Source organism: Streptomyces sp. NBC_01351 (assembly GCF_036237315.1).
Classification (GTDB): Bacteria; Actinomycetota; Actinomycetes; order Streptomycetales; family Streptomycetaceae; genus Streptomyces.
Window position 1 is genome coordinate 2352501 of the sequence record NZ_CP108356.1, and the last position, 20980, is coordinate 2373480.

A 20980-nucleotide genomic window follows, 5' to 3' on the forward strand; every position below is an offset into this window, starting at 1 on the left:
CTCGCTGTGTTGTTGCCTGCAAGCACTCCAAAAGGAAGCCTTACAGGTCTTTTTCAAAGGAACCTCATCCACCAAAGTGGACGGGGTATCAACTTCTGGCGTTGATTTTTGGCACGCTGTTGAGTTCTCAAGGAACGGACGCTTCCTTTGTACTCACCCTCTCGGGCTTTCCTCCGGGCTTTCGTTCTGCGTTTCCGACTCTATCAGAGTTGGTCTCGCTTGCTTTCCAGGTTCTTCGCTTTCGCGTTTTCCCTTTCCGGCGGTTCCGACTCTATCAGATTCTCTTTCCTGTCGTTTCCGACCGGATTGGAATTCCGATGGCCTTCGGGGGGCCTTTCCCTTTCGGGAGATCCAGACTTTATCAGGTCTCCCTGGGTCCGGATTCCCACCCTCCCGCATGACTCGGCCGGGCACACATGTGTACCCGGTTGCCGTGCTGGGGTGGAGACGTAAACGTACTGGAGCGGGGCCCCCGGATGCAAATCCGGTTGCCCCGCTCCGGTGAGGTCGCTACGGCGAGGGTCAGACCTCGACGACGACCGGGAGGATCATCGGGCGGCGGCGGTAGCTGTCCGAGACCCACTTGCCCATCGTGCGGCGGATGAGCTGCTGGATCTGGTGCGGCTCGGCCACGCCGTCGGAGGCGGCGCGGGCGATGGCTTCCTCGATCTTCGCGATGACCGGGCCGAAGGCGCCGTCATCGATGCCGGAGCCCCTGGCCTGGATGTTCGGGCCGCTCACGACCTTGCCCGTGGTGCTGTCCACCACGACGTAGACCGAGATGATGCCCTCGTCACCGAGGATCTTGCGGTCCTTGAGGTGGACCTCCGTGACGTCGCCGACCGAGAGGCCGTCCACGTACACGTAGCCGGCCTGGACCTTGCCGGAGATCCGGGCCTTGCCGTCGATCAGGTCGACGACCACGCCGTCCTCGGCGATGACGATGCGGTCCTTCGGGACGCCCGTCATGGCTCCGAGCTCGGCGTTGGCGCGCAGGTGGCGCCATTCGCCGTGGACCGGCATGAGGTTCCGCGGCTTGCAGATGTTGTAGAAGTACAGCAGCTCGCCGGCGGAGGCGTGGCCCGAGACGTGGACCTTGGCGTTGCCCTTGTGGACGACGTTGGCGCCCCAGCGGGTCAGGCCGTTGATCACGCGGTAGACCGCGTTCTCGTTGCCCGGGATCAGGGACGACGCGAGGATGACCGTGTCGCCCGGGACGATCCGGATCTGGTGGTCGCGGTTGGCCATGCGGGACAGGGCCGCCATCGGCTCGCCCTGGGAACCCGTGCAGACCAGGACGACCTCGTGGGCCGGCAGGTCGTCGAGGGTCTTGACGTCCACGACGAGGCCCGCCGGGACCTTCAGGTAGCCCAGGTCGCGCGCGATGCCCATGTTGCGGACCATCGAGCGGCCGACGAAGGCGACCCGGCGGCCGTACTCGTGGGCGGCGTCGAGGATCTGCTGGATGCGGTGCACGTGGCTGGCGAAGCTGGCCACGATGATCCGGTTGTGGGCGTTCGCGAAGACCGTGCGCAGGACGTTGGAGATCTCGCGCTCGGGCGGTACGAAGCCCGGGACCTCCGCGTTCGTCGAGTCGGAGAGGAGGAGGTCGATGCCCTCCTCGCTCAGACGCGCGAAGGCGTGCAGGTCGGTGAGGCGCTTGTCCAGCGGGAGCTGGTCCATCTTGAAGTCGCCGGTGCAGACGACCATGCCCGCGCCGGTGCGGATCGCGACGGCCAAGGCGTCCGGGATGGAGTGGTTGACCGCGATGAACTCACAGTCGAAGGGGCCGAGGTTCTCGCGCTCGCCTTCCTTCACCTCGAGGGTGTAGGGGCGGATGCGGTGCTCCTGGAGCTTCGCCTCGATGAGGGCCAGCGTCAGCTTGGAGCCGATCAGCGGGATGTCCGGCTTCTCCCGGAGGAGGTAGGGGACGGCGCCGATGTGGTCCTCGTGACCGTGCGTGAGGACGATGCCGTCGATGTCGTCAAGGCGATCCCGGATGGACGTGAAGTCCGGAAGGATCAGGTCGATGCCCGGCTGCTCCTCTTCGGGGAAGAGGACGCCGCAGTCGACGATCAGGAGGCGACCGTCGAACTCGAAGACGGTCATGTTGCGGCCGATCTCACCGAGGCCACCCAGGGGGGTGACCCGGAGGCCGCCCTTCGGGAGCTTCGGCGGCGGGCCCAGTTCAGGGTGCGGATGGCTCAAAAGTTTCTCCTTCACCACGCACGCCACGTACCTCGGAAGGCACGTGGCGCGCATGTCATTCGTGCACTTGCTGTTGTCTGTTTCGGTCTTGCCTATTCAGTTGTGAAGTCTGTTGTCAGAGCTGTACCCCGCCCGCAGCAAGATCGATCTTGAGCTGGGCCGTCTCTTCGGCGGTCAGCTCGATCAGCGGGAGCCGCAGCGGGCCTGCGGGCAGGCCCTGCAGATTCAGGGCGGCCTTGGTGGTCATCACGCCCTGGGTGCGGAACATACCGGTGAACACGGGGAGCAGCTTCTGGTGGATCTCGGCGGCCTTCTGCACGTCCCCGGCCAGGTGTGCGTCGAGCATGGCGCGCAGGTCGGGGGTGACCACGTGGCCGACCACGGAGACGAAGCCGACCGCGCCCACGGACAGGAGGGGCAGGTTCAGCATGTCGTCGCCGGAGTACCAGGCCAGGCCGCTCTGCGCGATGGCCCGGCTTGCACGGCCGAGATCGCCCTTCGCGTCCTTGTTGGCAACGATACGGGGGTGCTCGGCCAGCCGGACGAGGGTTTCCGTCTCGATCGGGACACCGCTGCGGCCGGGGATGTCGTAGAGCATGACCGGCAGTGCGGTGGCGTCGGCGATCGCCGTGAAGTGCCGGAAGAGGCCCTCCTGCGGCGGCTTGCTGTAGTACGGGGTGACGGCGAGCAGGCCGTGGGCGCCGGTGCGCTCGGCCTGGCGGGCCAGCTCGACGGTGTGACGGGTGTCGTTGGTGCCGATGCCGGCGACCACGTGGGCGCGGTCTCCGACGGCTTCGAGGACGGCTCGTACGAGGTCGTTTTTCTCCGCGTCGGTGGTGGTCGGCGACTCACCGGTGGTGCCGTTGATGATCAGGCCGTCGTTGCCTGCGTCCACCAAGTGGACGGCGAGCTGCTGCGCGCCGTCGAGGTCGAGGGTGCCATCCGCCGTGAACGGCGTGATCATGGCGGTGAGGACCCGCCCGAAGGGGGTCTGCGGAGTCGAGATCGGAGCCATGGGTAACACGCTACTCGCTGCCATGGGCGCGGTGTCCCCTCGGGGGACGTCAACAGGGTGTTGGACGCCGGCACTGCCTGCTCGGGGGTTCAAGCAGTGCCGGGTCCGTTTGATCAGCCTAGATGAACTTTGCGAAACGTCGCAATACGGACACTTCGGACTTGGCTCAGCACATCTGTACGCGGCGGGCCCGGCGGACCTTACGGGGCAACCCGGCCGTTGCCGTTGAAGGCCGCGTACGTGAGCGGCATGAGCTTCGCCCAGTGCTGCTCCATCTTCTCGCCGACCATCTCGATCTCCCGCTGCGGGAAGGACGGCACCGCCGCGAGCTCGTGCTGCGTGCGCAGGCCGAGGAAGTGCATGAGCGAGCGCGCGTTGCAGGTGGCGTACATCGAGGAGAAGAGACCGACCGGCAGGACCGAACGGGCAACCTCGCGCGCCACGCCTGCCGCGAGCATCTCCTGGTAGGCCTCGTAGGCCTGCCGGTAGGAGTCCTCCATGACCCGGCCGGTCAGCTCCTGCTGCGCCGCGGTTCCCTCGACGAAGACGTACTTGCCGGGGCGGCCCTCCTGGACGAGCTTGCGCTCGGCGTCCGGGACGTAGAAGACGGGCTCCAGCTCCCTGTAGCGGCCGGATTCCTCGTTGTAGGACCAGCCCACGCGGTGGCGCATGAACTCGCGGAAGACGAAGATCGGGGCACTGATGAAGAAGGTCATCGAGTTGTGCTCGAAGGGGCTGCCGTGGCGGTCGCGCATCAGGTAGTTGATGAGGCCCTTGGAGCGCTCCGGGTCCTTCTGCAGCTCTTCGAGGGACTGTTCGCCGGCCGTGGAGACTCGGGCGGCCCACAGTACGTCGGAGTCGGCGGCGGAGTGCTTCACCAGCTCCACCGTCACATCGCTGCGGAAGCTGGGTTTCAGATCTGAAGCGGCGGTCTCGCTCACCGGGGTCCTTCCAAACGTGCGTTCCTGGGGCGCGCCCACTCTACGTCGCCCCTCGTGGGTCGCCGCGCAAGCGCAGGTACGGCACGGGCACGCGAGCAGCTGACGTGCCGACACGAAATTTGGTTAATGTCCTGAAATCCGGCACCGATTGACCGGTTCGTACGTCCTACCCAGGAGAACGCACCACACGCACGCCATCCACCCGAGGGGGCTCACCCTGATGTTCCGCCGGCGCGAACCCGTCCCGTTCGCCTTCGTCGCCGAGGCCGACCGTTTCCGCAGCAACGTCACTCCGCCGCCGCGCGAGAGTCTGAGCAAGAGCCAGCTGGCCGCCCGTAGTCTGGTCGGTCTGACCGTGGTGGCCGGGCTCGTCGGCTCGCTGCTCTTCGGCATGCCGGCACTGCAACCGAGCAAGGCCCCGGAGAAGTCGCAGCAGTCGGAGGCGTCCGAGGGGCGGTAGCCTCACGGGCACAGCCCAACCGAACGTGCATGTGAGTGAGGTCCAGCCGTGCCCCTGCCCTTCCTGACGGCCGACGGCGTGTCCGATGCGGACGACGACGCCGACGCGGTACTGGCCCATGTCGACCACGACCGCTGGCGCCGCCCCTACCGGCCGGGTCCCTGGCGGGTGGCGATCGCCGCGGTGCTGCTCCTGCTGTCCGCCTTCATGCTGCTGTCCACGATGATCGTGGCCTTCGTCGGCGCGTGGGCCGGGGCGGCGGTCTGTCTGGGCGCCGCCCTCGCGGTGGTCGGGTCGGCGCTGCGGATGCTGCAGATGGGCATCTGGGTGAGCCGTGCGGGGCTGCGCCGCGTGGGGTTCCTCGGGACGCGCTCGTTCGCGTGGACCGAGATCGCCGAGTTCCGTACCGTCCAGCAGCCGGTCCGCTGGCTCGGGCTGCCGAGGACCGTACAGGGGCAGGCGCTGACGGCGGCCACGCGCGGGGGCGCACAGCTGCCCGTGCTGCTGACCGATCACAGCGCCGATTTCCTGTCGCGGGCCGAGGCCTTCGACCGGGCGGCCGACACCATCGAGGCCTGGGCCGAGGAGTACCGGCCCGTGGCCGCCTGAGGTCGTACCCCGGGAGCCCGTACAGGTCAGGCCTGTACGGGCTTCTCGTCGTGCAGGGCGATGGCGCGCTGCATGGCCGTGCGGGCCCGCGGGGTGTCGCGGGCGTCGCGGTAGGCGACGGCGAGCCGGAACCAGTTGCGCCAGTCCCCCGGCGCGTCCTCGGTCTCGGCCCTTCGGCGCGCGAAGACCTCGTCGGCGGAGTCCCGCAGGATCCGGCCGTACCGGTCCCGTTCCAGCTCGTCGACGGGCAGGCCGCCCTCGGCCTCCAGCTCGGTCGCGAGCTGATTGGCCTTGGTGACGAAGCGGGTGTTCTGCCAGAGGAACCAGACGCCGATGACCGGCAGGATCAGCACGGCCACCCCGAAGGTGACGGTGAGCCAGGTGCCGTGCTGGATCAGCATCAGGCCCCGGCTGCCGGCCAGGACGAAGTAGACGACCAGGACTGCGGCCGTCAGGAAGTACGTGATCTTCGCGCGCATCGTGAAATCAGTCCGGTCAGCCCAGGTCGAGGAAGTGTTCCAGGCCGAAGGTGAGGCCCGGGGTCTGCGTCACGCGGCGTGCGCCGAGCAGGATGCCCGGCATGAAGCTGCTGTGGTGCAGGGAATCGTGACGGATGGTCAGGGTCTCGCCCTCGCCGCCGAGGAGCACCTCCTGGTGGGCCAGCAGGCCCCGCAGGCGGATCGCGTGCACCGGGACGCCGTCGACGTCCGCGCCGCGCGCGCCGTCGAGGGCGGTGGCGGTGGCGTCGGGCTGCGCGCCGAGGCCGGCCTCGGCGCGGGCGGCCGCGATGAGCTGCGCCGTACGGGTCGCTGTGCCGGAGGGGGCGTCGACCTTGTTCGGGTGGTGCAGCTCGACGACCTCGACGGACTCGAAGTAGCGGGCGGCCTGGGCCGCGAACTTCATGGTGAGGACGGCGCCGATGGAGAAGTTCGGGGCGATGAGCACCCCGGTCGCCGGGGAGCCGGCGAGCCAGGTGTTCAGCTGTGCGAGGCGGTCCTCGGTCCAGCCGGTGGTGCCGACCACTCCGTGGATGCCGTGCCGGATGAGGAAGTCCAGGTTCTCCATCACCGAGGCGGGGGTGGTCAGCTCGACGGCGACCTGGGCGCCGGCCTCGGTCAGCGTCTCCAGCTTGTCGCCGCGGCCGAGGGCGGCCACCAGCTCCATGTCCTCGGCGGCCTCGACCGCCCTGACCGCTTCGGAGCCGATGCGGCCCTGGGCACCGAGGACCGCCACGCGCAGCTTGCTCATCTTCACGTCCTTAAATGATCACGGACTCGCGTCCGTACGGAATTAGGCGACCGCTTCGTCGAGGCGGGCCGCCTGCTTCTCCTTCAGCGGGCCGATCACCGCGAGTGAGGGCCGCTGGGCCAGTACATCCTGCGCGACCGAGCGGACGTCGTCCGGGGTCACGGCTGCGATGCGGGCCAGCATGTCGTCGACCGACATCTGGTCGCCCCAGCACAGCTCGCTCTTGCCGATCCGGTTCATGATCGCGCCGGTGTCCTCGAGGCCGAGGACGGTGGAGCCGGAGAGCTGGCCGATGGCCCGCTTGATCTCGTCGTCGGCGAGGCCGTCGGAGGCCACCTTGTCGAGCTCGTCGCGGCAGATCCGGAGCACGTCGTGGACCTGGTTGGGACGGCAGCCGGCGTACACGCCGAAGAGGCCGGTGTCGGCGAAGCCCGAGGTGTACGAGTACACGCTGTAGGCCAGGCCGCGCTTCTCCCGTACCTCCTGGAAGAGGCGGGAGGACATGCCGCCGCCCAGGGCGGTGTTCAGCACGCCCAGGGCCCAGCGGCGCTCGTCGGTGCGGGCCAGGCCCGGCATGCCGAGGACCACGTGGGCCTGCTCGGTCTTGCGGTTGACGAGGTCGACACGGCCGGCGGTGCGGATGCGCTTGGCGCCGGTGCGCGGGCCGATGGGCTCGGCGTCGGTGCGGGTCAGCGAGCCGGCCTTCTCGAAGGCGGCGCGGACCTGGCGTACGACCTTGTTGTGGTCGACGTTGCCGGCGGCGGCCACGACCAGGTGGGTCGGGTCGTAGTGCTTCTTGTAGAAGCGGCGGATCCGGTCGGCGGTGAGCGCGTTGATCGTGTCGACGGTGCCGAGGACGGGGCGGCCCAGCGGGGTGTCCCCGTACATGGTGTGCGCGAACAGGTCGTGGACCATGTCGCCCGGGTCGTCCTCGGTCATCGCGATCTCTTCGAGGATGACCCCGCGCTCGGCGTCGACGTCCTCCTCGCGGATCAGCGAGCCGGTGAGCATGTCGCAGACGATGTCGATGGCCAGCGGCAGGTCGGTGTCGAGCACCCGCGCGTAGTAGCAGGTGTACTCCTTCGCCGTGAAGGCGTTCATCTCTCCGCCGACCGCGTCGATCGCGGAGGAGATGTCGAGGGCGCTGCGCTTGTGCGTGCCCTTGAAGAGGAGGTGCTCCAGGTAGTGCGTGCTGCCGGCCAGCGACGGGGTCTCGTCGCGGGAGCCCACGTGGGCCCAGATGCCGAAGGTGGCTGAGCGGACCGAGGGCAGCGTCTCGGTGACGACGCGCAGGCCGCCGGGGAGGACCGTGCGCCGGACGGTGCCGATGCCGTTGCTGCCCTTGAGGAGGGTTTGGGTACGGGCGACGGCCCGCCCCTCCGAAGAGGGGCGGGCCGTCACACGGGAACTACGCGACATCACTTGTCGGAGTCGTCCTTGTCAGCGTCGTCGCCGGCGGTCTCGCCGTCGATCACGGGGACCAGGGAGAGCTTGCCGCGGGAGTCGATCTCGGCGATCTCGACCTGGACCTTGGTACCGACCGCGAGCACGTCCTCGACGTTCTCCACGCGCTTGCCACCGGCGAGCTTGCGGATCTGCGAGATGTGCAGCAGGCCGTCCTTGCCGGGCATGAGGGAGACGAAGGCACCGAAGGTGGTGGTCTTGACGACCGTACCCAGGTAGCGCTCGCCGACCTCCGGCATGGTCGGGTTGGCGATCGCGTTGATCGTGGCGCGGGCGGCCTCGGCGGCCGGGCCGTCGGAGGCACCGATGTAGATGGTGCCGTCGTCCTCGATCGTGATCTCGGCGCCGGTGTCCTCCTGGATCTGGTTGATCATCTTGCCCTTGGGGCCGATGACCTCACCGATCTTGTCCACCGGGATCTTGACGGTGATGATCCGGGGGGCGAACGGGGACATCGCGTCCGGCGTGTCGATCGCTTCCATCATCACGTCGAGGATGTGGAGGCGGGCGTCGCGGGCCTGCTTGAGGGCGGCGGCCAGAACCGAGGCCGGGATGCCGTCGAGCTTGGTGTCCAGCTGGAGCGCGGTGACGAACTCCTTGGTGCCGGCGACCTTGAAGTCCATGTCGCCGAAGGCGTCCTCCGCACCGAGGATGTCGGTGAGGGCGACGTAGTGCGTCTTGCCGTCGATCTCCTGGGAGATCAGGCCCATGGCGATACCGGCGACGGGGGCCTTGAGGGGCACACCGGCGTTCAGCAGCGACATGGTGGAGGCGCAGACGGAGCCCATGGACGTCGAGCCGTTGGAGCCGAGGGCCTCGGACACCTGACGGATCGCGTAGGGGAACTCCTCGCGGGTCGGGAGGACCGGCACGATCGCGCGCTCGGCGAGCGCGCCGTGGCCGATCTCGCGGCGCTTCGGCGAACCGACGCGGCCGGTCTCGCCGACGGAGTACGGCGGGAAGTTGTAGTTGTGCATGTAGCGCTTGCGGGTCACCGGGGAGAGGGTGTCCAGCTGCTGCTCCATGCGGAGCATGTTCAGGGTGGTGACGCCCAGGATCTGGGTCTCGCCACGCTCGAACAGCGCCGAGCCGTGCACGCGCGGGATGGCCTCGACCTCGGCGGCGAGGGTACGGATGTCCGTGATCCCGCGGCCGTCGATGCGGACCTTGTCCTTGATGACGCGCTCGCGCACCAGGGCCTTGGTCAGGCTGCGGTACGCGGCGGAGATCTCCTTCTCGCGGCCTTCGAAGGCCGGGAGGAGCTTCTCGGCGGCGATCTCCTTGACGCGGTCCAGCTCGGCCTCGCGGTCCTGCTTGCCCGCGATGGTCAGCGCCTGGGAGAGCTCGCCCTTGACGGCGGCCGAGAGGGCCTCGTACACGTCGTCCTGGTAGTCCAGGAAGACCGGGAACTCGCCCTCGGGCTTGGCGGCCTTGGCGGCCAGGTCGGCCTGGGCCTTGCAGAGGACCTTGATGAACGGCTTCGCGGCGTCGAGACCCGCGGCCACGACCTCCTCGGTCGGCGCCTCGGCGCCGCCCTTGACGAGGGCGATGGTCTTCTCGGTGGCCTCGGCCTCGACCATCATGATCGCGACGTCGCCGTCGTCCAGGACGCGGCCCGCGACGACCATGTCGAAGACGGCGTCCTCGAGCTCGGTGTGCGTCGGGAAGGCCACCCACTGGCCGCGGATCAGCGCGACGCGGACGCCGCCGATCGGGCCGGAGAAGGGCAGGCCGGCCAGCTGGGTGGACGCGGACGCGGCGTTGATCGCGATGACGTCGTACAGGTGGTCCGGGTTGAGCGCCATGATCGTGGCGACGACCTGGATCTCGTTGCGCAGGCCCTTCTTGAAGGACGGGCGCAGCGGGCGGTCGATCAGACGGCAGGTGAGGATCGCGTCCTCGGAGGGGCGGCCCTCACGACGGAAGAACGAGCCGGGGATCTTGCCGGCCGCGTACTGGCGCTCCTCGACGTCCACCGTCAGGGGGAAGAAGTCGAGCTGGTCCTTGGGCTTCTTCGACGCGGTGGTCGCGGAAAGCACCATCGTGTCGTCGTCCAGGTAGGCAACGGCGGAGCCGGCGGCCTGGCGGGCCAGACGGCCCGTCTCGAAGCGGATGGTGCGGGTGCCGAAGGAACCGTTGTCAATGACGGCCTCGGCGTAGTGGGTCTCGTTCTCCACTAGCGTTTTCTCCATTTTCGTCGTCTCCGTCCGCCGCCCGTGTGGCGGTGGACGGTGCGGAGAAGCGCTCCTGGCCTGGGGCCGGTCTTCGATCGAAGCATCCGGGTCGTTGCCCCCCGTGGGGGTGTTCCGGGTGCCACTACCGAGGACCGGCGGCGTAGGGAGGGCGCTCCTCCTCTTCAGTTGTGCGCGTCTTCCTCAGACGCGCACGGGCGTCCGTTCCAGACTACAAAGGGTCCGGTCCGGTCCGCACGTACAGCAAAGGGAGCGGCCCCCGGATGTGGGAACCGCTCCCTCCACAACGCTTTACTTGGCGCCGGCCGCACCGCGGCGGATGCCGAGGCGCTCGACCAGCGCACGGAAGCGCTGGATGTCCTTCTTGGCCAGGTACTGCAGCAGGCGGCGACGCTGGCCGACCAGGATCAGCAGACCACGACGGGAGTGGTGGTCGTGCTTGTGGGTCTTGAGGTGCTCGGTCAGGTCCGAGATGCGGCGGGACAGCATGGCGACCTGGACCTCGGGGGAGCCGGTGTCGCCCTCCTTGGCACCAAACTCTGCGATGAGCTGCTTCTTCGTTGCGGCGTCGAGCGGCACGCGTACTCCTCGTAATAGGTCTTCGTTGCCACCGAGTGCCCCAGGTCGAATTCTCTGGGGATCTTCCGTAACTCGGGAGGCGGGGTCCGCTGAGCGCAGCTTCCAGAAGTTTCCGGGAGCGCGTACACAAACGGCCGTCACACAGCGTACCAGGCTGCCGGGACGCGGCGTCTCAGCTGGTGAGAGAGCGGGCCCGGGAGTAGACGTCCAGCACGGCCAGGGCCAGGGGGACCAGGCTGAGCAGGACCGCCGCCTCGGTGAGGTCGAGCAGCCTTCCCCAGAAGGGTGACAGGCCCTTGCGGGGGATGACAAGCGCAATTCCCGCGAGGAGGGCCGCGCCGGCCGCGACCGCGGCGGTCAGCCAGATCGTACGGATGTCCATGCCGCTGTGGTCCTGCTTGACGACCATGGCTTCGAGCAGGGCGACCGGCGGGTGCAGGGCCAGGCCGAGGATCAGCAGGGCGACGGCGGCCAGGCCGGCGCCCAGGGCGCACACCACCTGCGAGGTGTAGCGGAAGAGCCGGGCGCGCAGCAGCATGGCGAGGCCGGTGGCGAGGGCCAGCAGGCGGCCCCAGGTGTTGTCGGAGAAACCGAGGACGGCGGCGGAGCCGACGGCGACCGCGGCGCAGCCGGCGACGAGGCCGAGCAGCATCTCGTGGCCGCGGCGGGCCTGGGCGGCGATCGCCTCGGCGTCGAGCGGGGCGCCCGGCTCGGCGCCGTCGCCGCCGGACTGGTCGCCGTACGGCTCGGTCTCGTAGCGGTCCGGGGTCTCGTAATCCTCGACGGCGCTCTGCGGTGCCGCGTAGCCGATGGGCAGCCGGGCGACGCGGGCGGAGAGGCTGGGCAGGAAGGCGACGAGGCCGATGGCGACGGGGGCGCAGGCGGCGGCGGTCTGGGTGGCGGAGGCCTCGGTGGCGATGGCCACGAAGGTGGCGAGGGTCCCGGTCGCGGCGACGAAGGTGGCCGCGACGAAGGGGGCGTCCCCGCTGGGGGTGAGCGCGACCAGGGCGACGGAGGCGACCAGGACGCAGACGCAGCCGAGGAGGAACTGGAGGCGCCCGGGGCCCTGGCCGGCGGCCGGGGCGACGATTCCGGAGCCGGCGATCAGCAGGTGCGGGAGGGCGCTGAGGCCGAGGGCGACGGCGGAGCCGCGGTCGCGGTAGACCCGGGCGCGGACCCCGGCCACGGCGGTGAGCAGGACGCCGACGGCGCCGGCGATGACGCCGGGCAGGCCGTTCATGTCGTGGCGGATCGGGTCGGCGTACCAGAGGACGAAGCCCAGCATGACGAGCAGCACCGCGGCGCCGGCCAGGCCCGCGCCGCGCAGCATGTCGTCGCTCCAGCGGTGCCGGTCGCGGACGACCGCGGAGGCGACGGCGTCGGAGACGTCGTCGAAGACCGCGGGCGGCAGGGACTCGGCGAAGGGGCGCAGGCTGAGCACCTCGCCGTCGAGGACCTGCTGGGCGGCGAGGGTCCGCGCGCCGTCGAGGACGGTGCCGGAGCGGCGCACGAGGTGGAAGCCGGTGGGAGCGCCCACGGGCTGGGTCTGACCGGTGAGGCGCAGCAACTCGGGATAGACGTCGGCGACGGCGATGTCCTCGGGGAGGGCGACGTCGATACGGCTGTCCGGGGCCACGACGGTGACCCTGCAGAAGCCCGTCGTTGCGGCCGTACTCACCTGCGTGACCCCCCTGGTTGACGCCTGCTCCGACGGGCGATTCGCGGATGCGCATGCCCGGACAGGACCTAGGCGCGCCACCCTACCGGGCATATGGCGGACTGTCGGCAAGTAGGATCACGGTCGCCGCGGAGGAGACCCCCTCCGCGCCCGGGACTTGGGGGCGCCGGTTACGACGTCCCGTCCGTTTTCGAGGGATTGATGCTCCGGTGAGCCAGATCGTCGTCAAACGCCCGCCGCGGTCCCTGCCGCCCGAAGTCCCTTCGGACGAGCTGAGACTGGAGGCTCCTCCGGAACTCCCGCGCGGTCAGCAAGAGGGCATGCTGATGCAGGTCCTGCCGATGCTCGGCATGGGCTCGTCCGTCGTGTTCTTCTTCATGATGCCGAACCCCATCATGAAGATCATGGGCACGCTGATGCTGGCGTCCACCGTGGGCATGATCATTGCCCAGTTGGTGCGCCACCGGCGCGGTACGCAGGGGCAAATGGCCGATGTCCGCCGGGACTACCTCAAGTACCTGGCACAGACCCGCCGTCAGGTGCGCCGGACCGCGCGGACGCAGCGCGACGCGCAGCTGTACCTGCACCCGGCTCCCGAGCAGTTGTGGTCCGTGGTGGCCGAGGGCTCGCGGCTCTGGGAGCGCCGGGTCGGCGACCCGGACTTCGGGCAGGCCCGCCTCGGGCTCGGCGCCCAGCGGCTGGCGACGCCCCTGGTGGCTCCCGACACGGCCCCGGTGGACGAGCTGGAGCCGTTGACGGCGGGCGCGATGCAGCGCTTCCTGAAGGTGCACTCCTCGCTGGACGGGCTGCCGGTGGCGGTGTCGATGCGGGCCTTCTACCACGTGACGGTGTCCGGGGAGCCGGAGTCGGCGCGCGGTACGGCGCGGGCGCTGGTCGCGCAGCTGGCGACGCTGCACTCCCCCGAGGACCTGATGGTGGCCGTGGTGGCCGCGCCGGGTGCGGTGCCGGCGTGGGACTGGACGAAGTGGCTGCCGCACACGCAGGTTCCGGGTCAGGTCGACGGGGCCGGTACGAAGCGGCTGTTCGGCGATGACCTCGCCGAGCTGGAAGGGCTGCTGGGGCCCCGGCTGGAGGGGCGGCCGCGGTTCAGCCGCGAGGTGTCCCCGGTGCTGGACCAGCCGCACCTGGTGGTGGTGCTGGACGGCGGGATGGTGCCTCCGGACTCGGTGTTCGCGGCGGCCGAGGGGCTGCAGGGCGTGACCATCGTCGAGGTGGTCGCGGGTGAGCTGGACGAGCTGCGCGGCGGTCTGTCGGTCGTGGTGCGGCCGGGGCGGCTGCGGCTGGAGTCGGGTGCGGGCGTGGCCTACGAGGGCCTCCCGGACACCCTGTCGCTGCCTGCGGCGGAGGCCCTGGCCCGGCAGCTGGCGCCGTTGCGCACCGGTGGCGGGGACGAGGACGAGCCGCTGCTCGCCAACCTGGACTTCACGGACCTGCTGAACCTGGGCGACGCGGCCTCCATCGACGTGGCGCGGACCTGGCGGCCGCGGTCGGCCGGTGAGCGGCTGCGCGTGCCGATCGGTGTCGGCGAGGACGGCGGTCCGGTGATGCTGGACCTCAAGGAGGCCGCGCAGGAGGGCATGGGCCCGCACGGCCTGTGCGTGGGCGCGACCGGTTCCGGCAAGTCGGAGCTGCTGCGCACGCTGGTGCTGGGTCTGGCCGTCACGCACACCTCGGAGACGCTGAACTTCGTACTCGCCGACTTCAAGGGCGGTGCGACCTTCACCGGCATGGGGCAGATGCCGCACGTCGCGGCCGTCATCACCAACCTGGCGGACGACCTGACGCTCGTGGACCGCATGGGCGACTCGATCCGCGGCGAGCTCCAGCGCCGGCAGGAGCTGCTGCGCTCCGCGGGCAACTACGCGAACATCCACGACTACGAGAAGGCCCGCGCGGCCGGCGCCCCGCTGGAGCCGCTGGCTTCGCTGGTGCTGGTCATCGACGAGTTCTCCGAGCTGCTGACGGCGAAGCCCGACTTCATCGACATGTTCATCCAGATCGGCCGCATCGGCCGTTCGCTGGGCGTGCACCTGCTGCTGGCCTCGCAGCGGCTGGAGGAGGGCAAGCTGCGCGGTCTGGACACGTACCTGTCGTACCGGATCGGTCTGCGGACCTTCTCGGCGGCGGAGTCGCGGACCGCGATCGGCGTGCCGGACGCCTACCACCTGCCGTCGGTGCCCGGTTCCGGCTACCTGAAGTTCGGTACGGACGAGATGACGCGCTTCAAGGCGGCGTACGTCTCGGGCACCTACCGCTCGGGCGGGCCGGACCTGTCGGTGGGCCTGTTCCCGGTGGAGCGGCGGCCCGCGCTGTTCACGGCGACCCCGGTGCCGGTGGTGTACGCGGCCCCGGACCCGGCGTACCTGGCGGCGCAGTCGGCGCGGGAGGACGACGCGCTCGCGGACACGGTGCTGGACGTGATCGTGGGCCGGCTGGAGGGGCAGGGGGTGCCGGCGCACCAGGTGTGGCTGCCGCCGCTCGACCAGGCGCCGCCGCTGGACCAGCTGCTGCCGGCGCTGGCGCCGAGCGCCGAGCGCGGGCTGCACGCGGAGGGGTACACGCGGCCCGGCGGGCTCGTCGTACCGCTCGGCCTCATCGACAAGCCGTTCGAGCAGCGGCGCGAGGTGCTGTACCGGGACTTCTCGGGTGCGGCGGGCCACATGATGGTGGTCGGCGGTCCGCAGTCGGGCAAGTCGACGCTGATGCGGACGCTGATCTCTTCGTTCGCGCTCACGCACACCCCGCGCGAGGTGCAGTTCTACGGGCTGGACTTCGGTGGTGGCAGTCTGTCGGCGGTCGCCGAGCTGCCGCACGTGGGCGGGATCGCCTCGCGGCTGGACCCGGAGCGGGTGCGGCGCACGGTCTCGGAGGTGGCGGGCATCCTCAACCGCCGCGAGGAGTTCTTCCGTTCGAACGGCATCGACTCGATCAGCACGTACCGGCGCAGGCGCGCGGCGGGCGACCTGCCGGGCGAGGCGTGGGGCGACGTGTTCCTCGTCATCGACGGCTGGGGCAACTTCCGGGGCGAGTACGAGGGCCTGGAGCAGGTCGTCAACGACATCGCGGCCCGCGGTCTGGGCTACGGAATCCACGTGGTGATCACCGCGGCGCGGTACATGGAGGTGCGGGCCGCGCTCAAGGACCAGATGCTCAGCCGGCTGGAGCTGCGGCTCGGTGACGTCATGGACTCCGAGTTCGACCGGAAGGTCGCGGCGAACGTCCCGGCGGGGATGCCGGGTCGCGGTCAGGTCGCGGAGAAGCTGCACTTCCTGGGGGCGCTGCCGCGGATCGACGGCTCGCACGAGGCGGGCGACCTGTCGGAGGCCACGGCGGCATTCGTGGACGCGGTGAAGCAGAACTGGGCGGGGGCCGCGGCTCCCGGCGTACGGCTGCTGCCGCGCCTGCTCCACGCCGACCAGCTGCCCAAGGGCGGGGAGCACCCCGGCCGCGGGATCGCGATCGGCATCGACGAGACCAACCTGGAGCCGGTGTTCGTCGACTTCGAGTCCGATCCCTTCCTGCTGGTCTTCGGCGAGAGCGAGTCGGGCAAGACGAACCTGCTGCGGCTCATCGCGAAGCAGATCGCGGAGCGCTACACGCCCGACCAGGCGCGCCTGGTCGTCGGCGACTACCGGCGGAGCCTGCTGGGGGCGCTGCCGGAGGAGCACCTGCTGGAGTACGCGCCGATGGCGAGCTCCCTGCAGATGCACATGGAGGCGCTGGGCGGGGTGTTCTCGCGCCGGCAGCCGCCGACCGACGTCACTCCGCAGCAGCTGCGGGACCGCAGCTGGTGGACGGGCCCGGACGTGTTCATCATCATCGACGACTTCGACCTGGTGGCCACGAGCCAGGGCAATCCGCTGGCCCCGCTGGTGGAGTTCCTGCCCTTCGCCCGGGACACGGGCGTGCGCTTCATCATCGCGCGCAACTCGGCGGGGGCATCGCGCTCGCTGTACGAGCCGTTCATGCAGCGGATCAAGGAGCTCGGCGCGCAGGGCATCGTCCTGTCCGGCGATCCGTCCGAGGGCGACCTGGTCGGCAACGTCCGGCCGCGTCCGATGCCCCCGGGCCGGGCCTACTACGCCTCGCGCAGGCGGGGTACGTCGCTGGTGCAGCTGGGGCGGATGCCGGGGATGTGAGGAAACCGGTCCCCTCGGGCGGCGCAGCGCCGATAATCGGCGGTGAAGACCGCGCCACCGAGGGGAAAGGCCGCACATGGGCACCCAGCAGGAGAAGGACGAGCTGTACGCGCTCGACATCAGCGGCGTGGAGTGGGAGGGCCCTCCCGGGACCAGCCCGGACGAGGAGCGGGTCGAGATCGCCCGGCTGCCCGAGGGTGCGGTGGCCATGCGGTCCTCGCTGGACCGGGAGACGGTGCTGCGGTACACGGCGGCCGAGTGGGAGGCCTTCGTACTCGGGGCCAGGGACGGCGAGTTCGACCTGGACCGCCATCAGCCCTGAGCGGCCCGGGCACGGCCCGGAAGGCGCGTGAGAGACGCGTGAGAGACGCCGAAGGGGCGCGCCCGCAGTGGGCGCGCCCCTTCTGGTGTACCTGGCTCAGAACGCCTCGGTGAACAGGCGCGAGGCCTTCACGTCGGTGGAGCGGTAGTCGTCCTTGCCGCGCTCGATGAGCTGGGCGACCTGCTCGAGCTGGTTCTTCATGTGGTCCGCCTGGCCCTTGTACTTGGCCTGCAGCTGGATGTACGCGGCGTGTGCCTCACCGTCCCAGGTGTCCGTGACGACCTTGAGCGCCTGGTCCATCGCGGCCAGGTCGTCGACGATCTTCTTGGAGACCGTGCGGATGCGGTTGGCCATCTGCTGGACGGATTCGTATGTGACCTTGGTGTGGCCGTCACTGGCAGCCATGTTCTTCTCCTTAGCGCTGAGCGTGCGTACCGAAAACGACGGGCGTCAGATGGAGTTGAGGCCCGAGTTGTTGCCACCTGCGTTGGACTGGACGGCACTGAAGGCCGCACGCACATCGTCGTCCTGGGCGTTGCTCAGGTTCTTGGTCTGGGCCACCGCGTTGTGCAGCACCCCGAGCAGACGACGGATCTGGTCGTGGTCCTCGTTGACCACCGTCTGGGCGTTGACGAACCCCTGGGCACCCACACCGGTCCACCCCGCACCCACGGTGGCGAGGATGTCGGCCAGTTCACGGGCCTGGGTGGTGACGGCATCGGCCGTTTCGGAGATCTTGTTCTTGGCCTGGACGATCGGATCGTCTGCAAGTCCGAAATTGTTGCTCATCCGAAGCTCCTCACTTCTCAATTCGCCGGCGGGATCGGCGGATTACGTGGCGGAGCGGACAGTTCCAGGGCGGTTTCAAGCCACACGCCCCAAAGATCCCCCTCCGCTCCACGAGAATCCCCCGATCACAGTCGTGAAGCCTGCCGTCACTCTAGCCAGTTCGGCGGCCTGGCCCAACACCAGTGGTCCGGTTCTGTTGATGAACCGTGACCGTTCACTGCAAACGGCGTCTGCGGCTGCGTGCCTCCCGCAGGACGGTCGCGGTCCCCGCGATGACGGCGATGAGGACGGCGCCGATTCCCAGAGCGTACGTGCCGAGGCGCTCGTCGCGCTCCTGCGCCGTCTCCGTCAGCGCCAGCTCCGCCGCCTCCGGGGCGGCGGCCGGCGGCGGGCCCGGGTCGGGGACCGGGGCCTTGGGGGCCTCGCGGTCCTGGGTGAGGGCGCGCACCGGGTCGACGATGCCCCAACCGACGTAGTCGTCACGGCCCTTGACGGAGCGCTCGGCGGTGTTCTGGATCTGCCAGACGATCTGCTGCACGCTCCAGTCCTCGTGCTCGGCGCGCAGCAGGGCGGCGACGCCGGCGACGTAGGGGGCGGAGAAGCTGGTCCCGTTGTCGATGCACTGGCCGAAGCCCGGGACGGTGGAGACCATGTCGACGCCCGGCGCCGCGATCCCGATGAAATCGCCGGGCTGGGAGAAGGCGGCCCGCTCGTTGTTGCGGTCCGACGCACCCACCGCGAGCACGCCGGGGAAGGCCGCCGGGTAGGTCTTGCGCTTCTCCCCGCTCACGCCGTCGTTGCCGGCGGAGGCCACGACCACGACCTTGGCGTCGATGGCCTTCTGGACCGACTTGCCGAGCTCGGAGTCCGGGAGCATCGGCACGTCGGTGTCCTGGGAGATGTTGATGACCTGGGCGCCCTTGGCCACCGCGTGGTCGATGGCCTGGCTCAGGGACAGGGCGTTGCCCTTGCCCTGCCCGTCGTTCTGCCGGATCGGGATGATCGTGGCCTCCGGGGCCAGCCCGACGAAGCCGGTGCCCTCCTTGGGACGGGCCGCGATCAGCCCGGCGACCTTGGTGCCGTGGCCGATGGTGTCGTTGGTGCCGTCGCCCTTGGGGTCGATGAAGTCCTTGCCGGCGCCCGGGTCGACGGCGTCGGCGAGCTGCGGGTTCGCCCGGTCGACTCCGGTGTCGATGACGGCCACCCGGATGCTGTTGCCCTTCTTGTCCTTGCCCTTGGTCTGGACCCAGAGCTCGTCGAGGAGCAGGCGCTGGAGGGCCCACGGGCGGTCCTCGATCTGCTTCTTCATGGGGAAGGTGCACTCGCCGGCGCCGTCGAGGTGGAAGGCGTACGGGGGCTGCTGCGCGGCGTTCGCGGGCGCGGCGCCGGCCGCGAGGAGGGCGAGGGCCGCGGTGAGCAGCGGTGCGCGGCGGGGGCCGCGGGGGCGGGGCGTGGGCGGCGCGAGCTGCGCGGAAGGCATGAGCGGCATGGGCGGTTTCCTCACGAACCCTGCGGCTGGCGGGCGGAGTTGGTGTCCAGGCGCGGGCCCTTGGAGAGGAACTCCGACCACGCGATGGGCACCAGGGCCGGGGTCACGCTTCCGTAGCCGAGCCTGATCTGGGCCTGGCTGGCCTCGGGGCGGGCGTCCGTGGCCCCCTTCCCCTGCTGGTCTGCGGCGCCGATCTTCGACTTCTCGGCGTCGCTGTCGCCGTTGGCCTGCACGGCGTACCTCAGGCCGGTGTCGGTGACGAGGAAGAGGGAGCCGCCGGCCGTCGTCTGCTTGCCCTGGACCTGTGTGTAGAGCAGTCCGGAGCCCGGGGTGACGTAGGAGCTGGTGCCGCTGGCCGTGATGTCGACGGGGAAGGCGGTGCCGGCCCAGGTGCTCAGGCTCTGGTTGCCCTGCGCGTCGACGGAGTGCAGGACGTTGCAGACGGTGTCGCGGCCGTTGGCGCCGCCGGAGCCCGCCGCCTGACCGGTGGTGGCCGGAGGCGACTGGTTGATCCGGTCGGACTTCTTCTGCGGCCACCTGGTCTCGGCGGCGAACGGGGTCGCGTCCGGGCTCAGGGCCTGCAGGTCGACCTCGCGGGGCTTGCCGTGCATGTTGAGACCGTCGGTGGCGGGGGCGGAGATCAGCAGCCAGGCGACGAAGTCGGAGACCGGCGCGACCTTCCCGGGGAGCACCACGTAGTGCTGGGCGCCGGAGCCGGTCTGCGCCTTGAGCACCATGCCGACCTTGTTGTCGGCGGTGACCAGGCCCTTGACGTCGGCGTCGGCCCCGGCCTTGGCGGGCAGTTGCGGGAAGGCCAGGTCGTCCCCGGAGTTGAGGGTGGTCAGCCACTGCTCGGTGACCTGCTGCGGGGCGGCGCCGGTGCCGACCAGGGCGTTGGTCATCGTCCCGGCGGCCGGGGTGCCCTCCGGGAACTTGTACTTCGTACCCGTCCAGTCGACGAGGTAGCGCTCCTTGCCCGCGCCGGCGCTCTGCACGTACAGCACCTGGGAGTCGGTGAGCCTGCGCTCGTCGTCCATCCGGCCGGCCTCGCGCTCGGCGAGGACGAAGGTCGCGGTCTGCACACCGCGGCCGTTGCCGCCCGGCTGCTGGCAGACGGCCCACCGCTTGGCCTTGCCGGCGTCGTCCTTGGAGGGGAGCCGGTCGGGGGCGTAGGGGATGCCGATGATGGGTCCGCGCGGCACCTTGCCCCCGTCGAGGACCTTGTCGGCGACGGTAACGACCTTGCCGGACTTGGCCGGTTCGAGGAGGAGCCGGGCCGAGGCCAGGTTCAGCACCGGGTGCAGCCTGCGCTGCTCCTTGCCGTCCACCTTCGTCGTCAGGACCACGTACCGGGTCGTCGACTCCTTGCCGACGACGACCTGGACACCGGGCTGGTCCCAGCCCTTGGGGGCCGTCGGCTTGAACATGCCCCACGCGCCGAATCCGGCGAGCACCAGTGCCCCCACGATCAGCCCCGGCAGGACCGCGCGCAGCGGGCGCGGTGCGCCCTCCTCGGTCCCCGTGGCGGAAGGCTGGAGGAACGCGGCCACCGTGCGCCGCTTCGCAAAGGTGTACGCGTTGAGTTCATCACGTCGTGATGCCATGACCGCCTGCTTCTCCCGCACGGCCCGGTCGGTGGATACGGTCCCCGGGCCTCGATTGTCGGACCGGGCACCTACTATGCCTCTTGACGGACCGTACACAGGGGCCGGGTAGGGTGAGGCTGCCGCTCAGCGCCTTCCAGACCGGGGCAATCAAGGCCTGTTGAGGTGGATTGGGGAGATTCCGGTGATCGTGCGGCAGGTGCCGCGCAGCGCCGGGATTCA

Annotated in this window: 17 protein-coding genes; 4 read left to right on the forward strand and 13 right to left on the reverse strand. The window is 70.0% G+C overall.

From position 1 onward, the window contains the following. Positions 1-522: 522 nt before the first annotated feature. From OG625_RS10420 to thyX, 3 genes are all read right to left on the reverse strand, one after another. The gene (locus OG625_RS10420; RefSeq protein WP_329378605.1) at positions 523-2208 is read right to left on the reverse strand and encodes a ribonuclease J; all 1686 of its coding nucleotides are present in this window, start codon (positions 2206-2208) and stop codon (positions 523-525) included. A 115-nt stretch (positions 2209-2323) separates the two neighbouring features. Next, on the reverse strand, positions 2324-3223 hold the full coding sequence (dapA, locus tag OG625_RS10425) for a 4-hydroxy-tetrahydrodipicolinate synthase (RefSeq protein WP_329378607.1): 900 nt from the start codon (positions 3221-3223) through the stop codon (positions 2324-2326). Positions 3224-3423: 200 nt separating this feature from the next. Next, a complete protein-coding gene (gene thyX / locus OG625_RS10430; RefSeq protein WP_329378609.1) occupies positions 3424-4164 on the reverse strand; it encodes an FAD-dependent thymidylate synthase in 741 nt (246 codons plus the stop codon). Positions 4165-4384: 220 nt separating this feature from the next. Between thyX and OG625_RS10435 the strand changes: the two genes are divergently transcribed. Further along, positions 4385-4624: a hypothetical protein gene (locus tag OG625_RS10435; RefSeq protein ID WP_329378611.1), complete on the forward strand. Its 240-nt coding sequence runs from the start codon at positions 4385-4387 to the stop codon at positions 4622-4624. A gap of 48 nt (positions 4625-4672) precedes the next feature. Continuing rightward, positions 4673-5233, forward strand: coding sequence for a hypothetical protein (locus tag OG625_RS10440; protein WP_329378613.1), 561 nt, complete (start codon positions 4673-4675; stop codon positions 5231-5233). Between the two features lie 26 nt (positions 5234-5259). Here the strand turns inward: OG625_RS10440 and OG625_RS10445 are convergent, their stop codons facing one another. From OG625_RS10445 to eccD, 6 genes are all read right to left on the reverse strand, one after another. After that, positions 5260-5712, reverse strand: a complete 453-nt coding sequence (locus OG625_RS10445; RefSeq protein ID WP_329378615.1) for a hypothetical protein — start codon at positions 5710-5712, stop codon at positions 5260-5262. 16 nt (positions 5713-5728) lie between these two features. Further along, positions 5729-6481 carry a 4-hydroxy-tetrahydrodipicolinate reductase gene (gene dapB / locus OG625_RS10450; protein ID WP_329378617.1) on the reverse strand — a complete coding sequence of 251 codons (753 nt, stop codon included), beginning with the start codon at positions 6479-6481 and terminating at the stop codon, positions 5729-5731. A gap of 42 nt (positions 6482-6523) precedes the next feature. Further along, positions 6524-7903, reverse strand: coding sequence for a M16 family metallopeptidase (locus OG625_RS10455; RefSeq protein ID WP_329378619.1), 1380 nt, complete (start codon positions 7901-7903; stop codon positions 6524-6526). Then, the gene (locus tag OG625_RS10460; RefSeq protein ID WP_329390557.1) at positions 7900-10122 is read right to left on the reverse strand and encodes a polyribonucleotide nucleotidyltransferase; all 2223 of its coding nucleotides are present in this window, start codon (positions 10120-10122) and stop codon (positions 7900-7902) included. Before OG625_RS10460 ends, OG625_RS10455 begins: the two co-directional genes overlap by 4 nt. A gap of 306 nt (positions 10123-10428) precedes the next feature. Next, complete coding sequence (rpsO, locus tag OG625_RS10465; RefSeq protein WP_329378621.1) at positions 10429-10716, reverse strand: 30S ribosomal protein S15; 288 nt, start codon at positions 10714-10716, stop codon at positions 10429-10431. A gap of 172 nt (positions 10717-10888) precedes the next feature. Continuing rightward, the gene (gene eccD, locus OG625_RS10470) at positions 10889-12394 is read right to left on the reverse strand and encodes a type VII secretion integral membrane protein EccD (RefSeq protein WP_329378623.1); all 1506 of its coding nucleotides are present in this window, start codon (positions 12392-12394) and stop codon (positions 10889-10891) included. Between the two features lie 209 nt (positions 12395-12603). Between eccD and eccCa the strand changes: the two genes are divergently transcribed. Both eccCa and OG625_RS10480 read left to right on the forward strand, forming a co-directional pair. Further along, positions 12604-16554, forward strand: coding sequence for a type VII secretion protein EccCa (gene eccCa, locus OG625_RS10475; RefSeq protein WP_329378626.1), 3951 nt, complete (start codon positions 12604-12606; stop codon positions 16552-16554). 76 nt (positions 16555-16630) lie between these two features. Further along, on the forward strand, positions 16631-16876 hold the full coding sequence (locus OG625_RS10480; RefSeq protein ID WP_189973222.1) for a DUF397 domain-containing protein: 246 nt from the start codon (positions 16631-16633) through the stop codon (positions 16874-16876). Positions 16877-16972: 96 nt separating this feature from the next. On the opposite strand, the gene OG625_RS10485 is transcribed toward OG625_RS10480, so the two are convergent. The 4 genes from OG625_RS10485 to eccB form a co-directional block, all read right to left on the reverse strand. After that, positions 16973-17281: a WXG100 family type VII secretion target gene (locus tag OG625_RS10485; protein ID WP_329378631.1), complete on the reverse strand. Its 309-nt coding sequence runs from the start codon at positions 17279-17281 to the stop codon at positions 16973-16975. Between the two features lie 45 nt (positions 17282-17326). Continuing rightward, positions 17327-17665 carry a WXG100 family type VII secretion target gene (locus tag OG625_RS10490; RefSeq protein WP_329378633.1) on the reverse strand — a complete coding sequence of 113 codons (339 nt, stop codon included), beginning with the start codon at positions 17663-17665 and terminating at the stop codon, positions 17327-17329. Positions 17666-17879: 214 nt separating this feature from the next. Further along, complete coding sequence (gene mycP / locus OG625_RS10495; RefSeq protein WP_329378636.1) at positions 17880-19154, reverse strand: type VII secretion-associated serine protease mycosin; 1275 nt, start codon at positions 19152-19154, stop codon at positions 17880-17882. Positions 19155-19165: 11 nt separating this feature from the next. After that, positions 19166-20758 (reverse strand): type VII secretion protein EccB, encoded by a 1593-nt coding sequence (gene eccB / locus OG625_RS10500; protein WP_329378638.1) that lies wholly within the window; start codon positions 20756-20758, stop codon positions 19166-19168. Between the last annotated feature and the right edge of the window lie 222 nt (positions 20759-20980).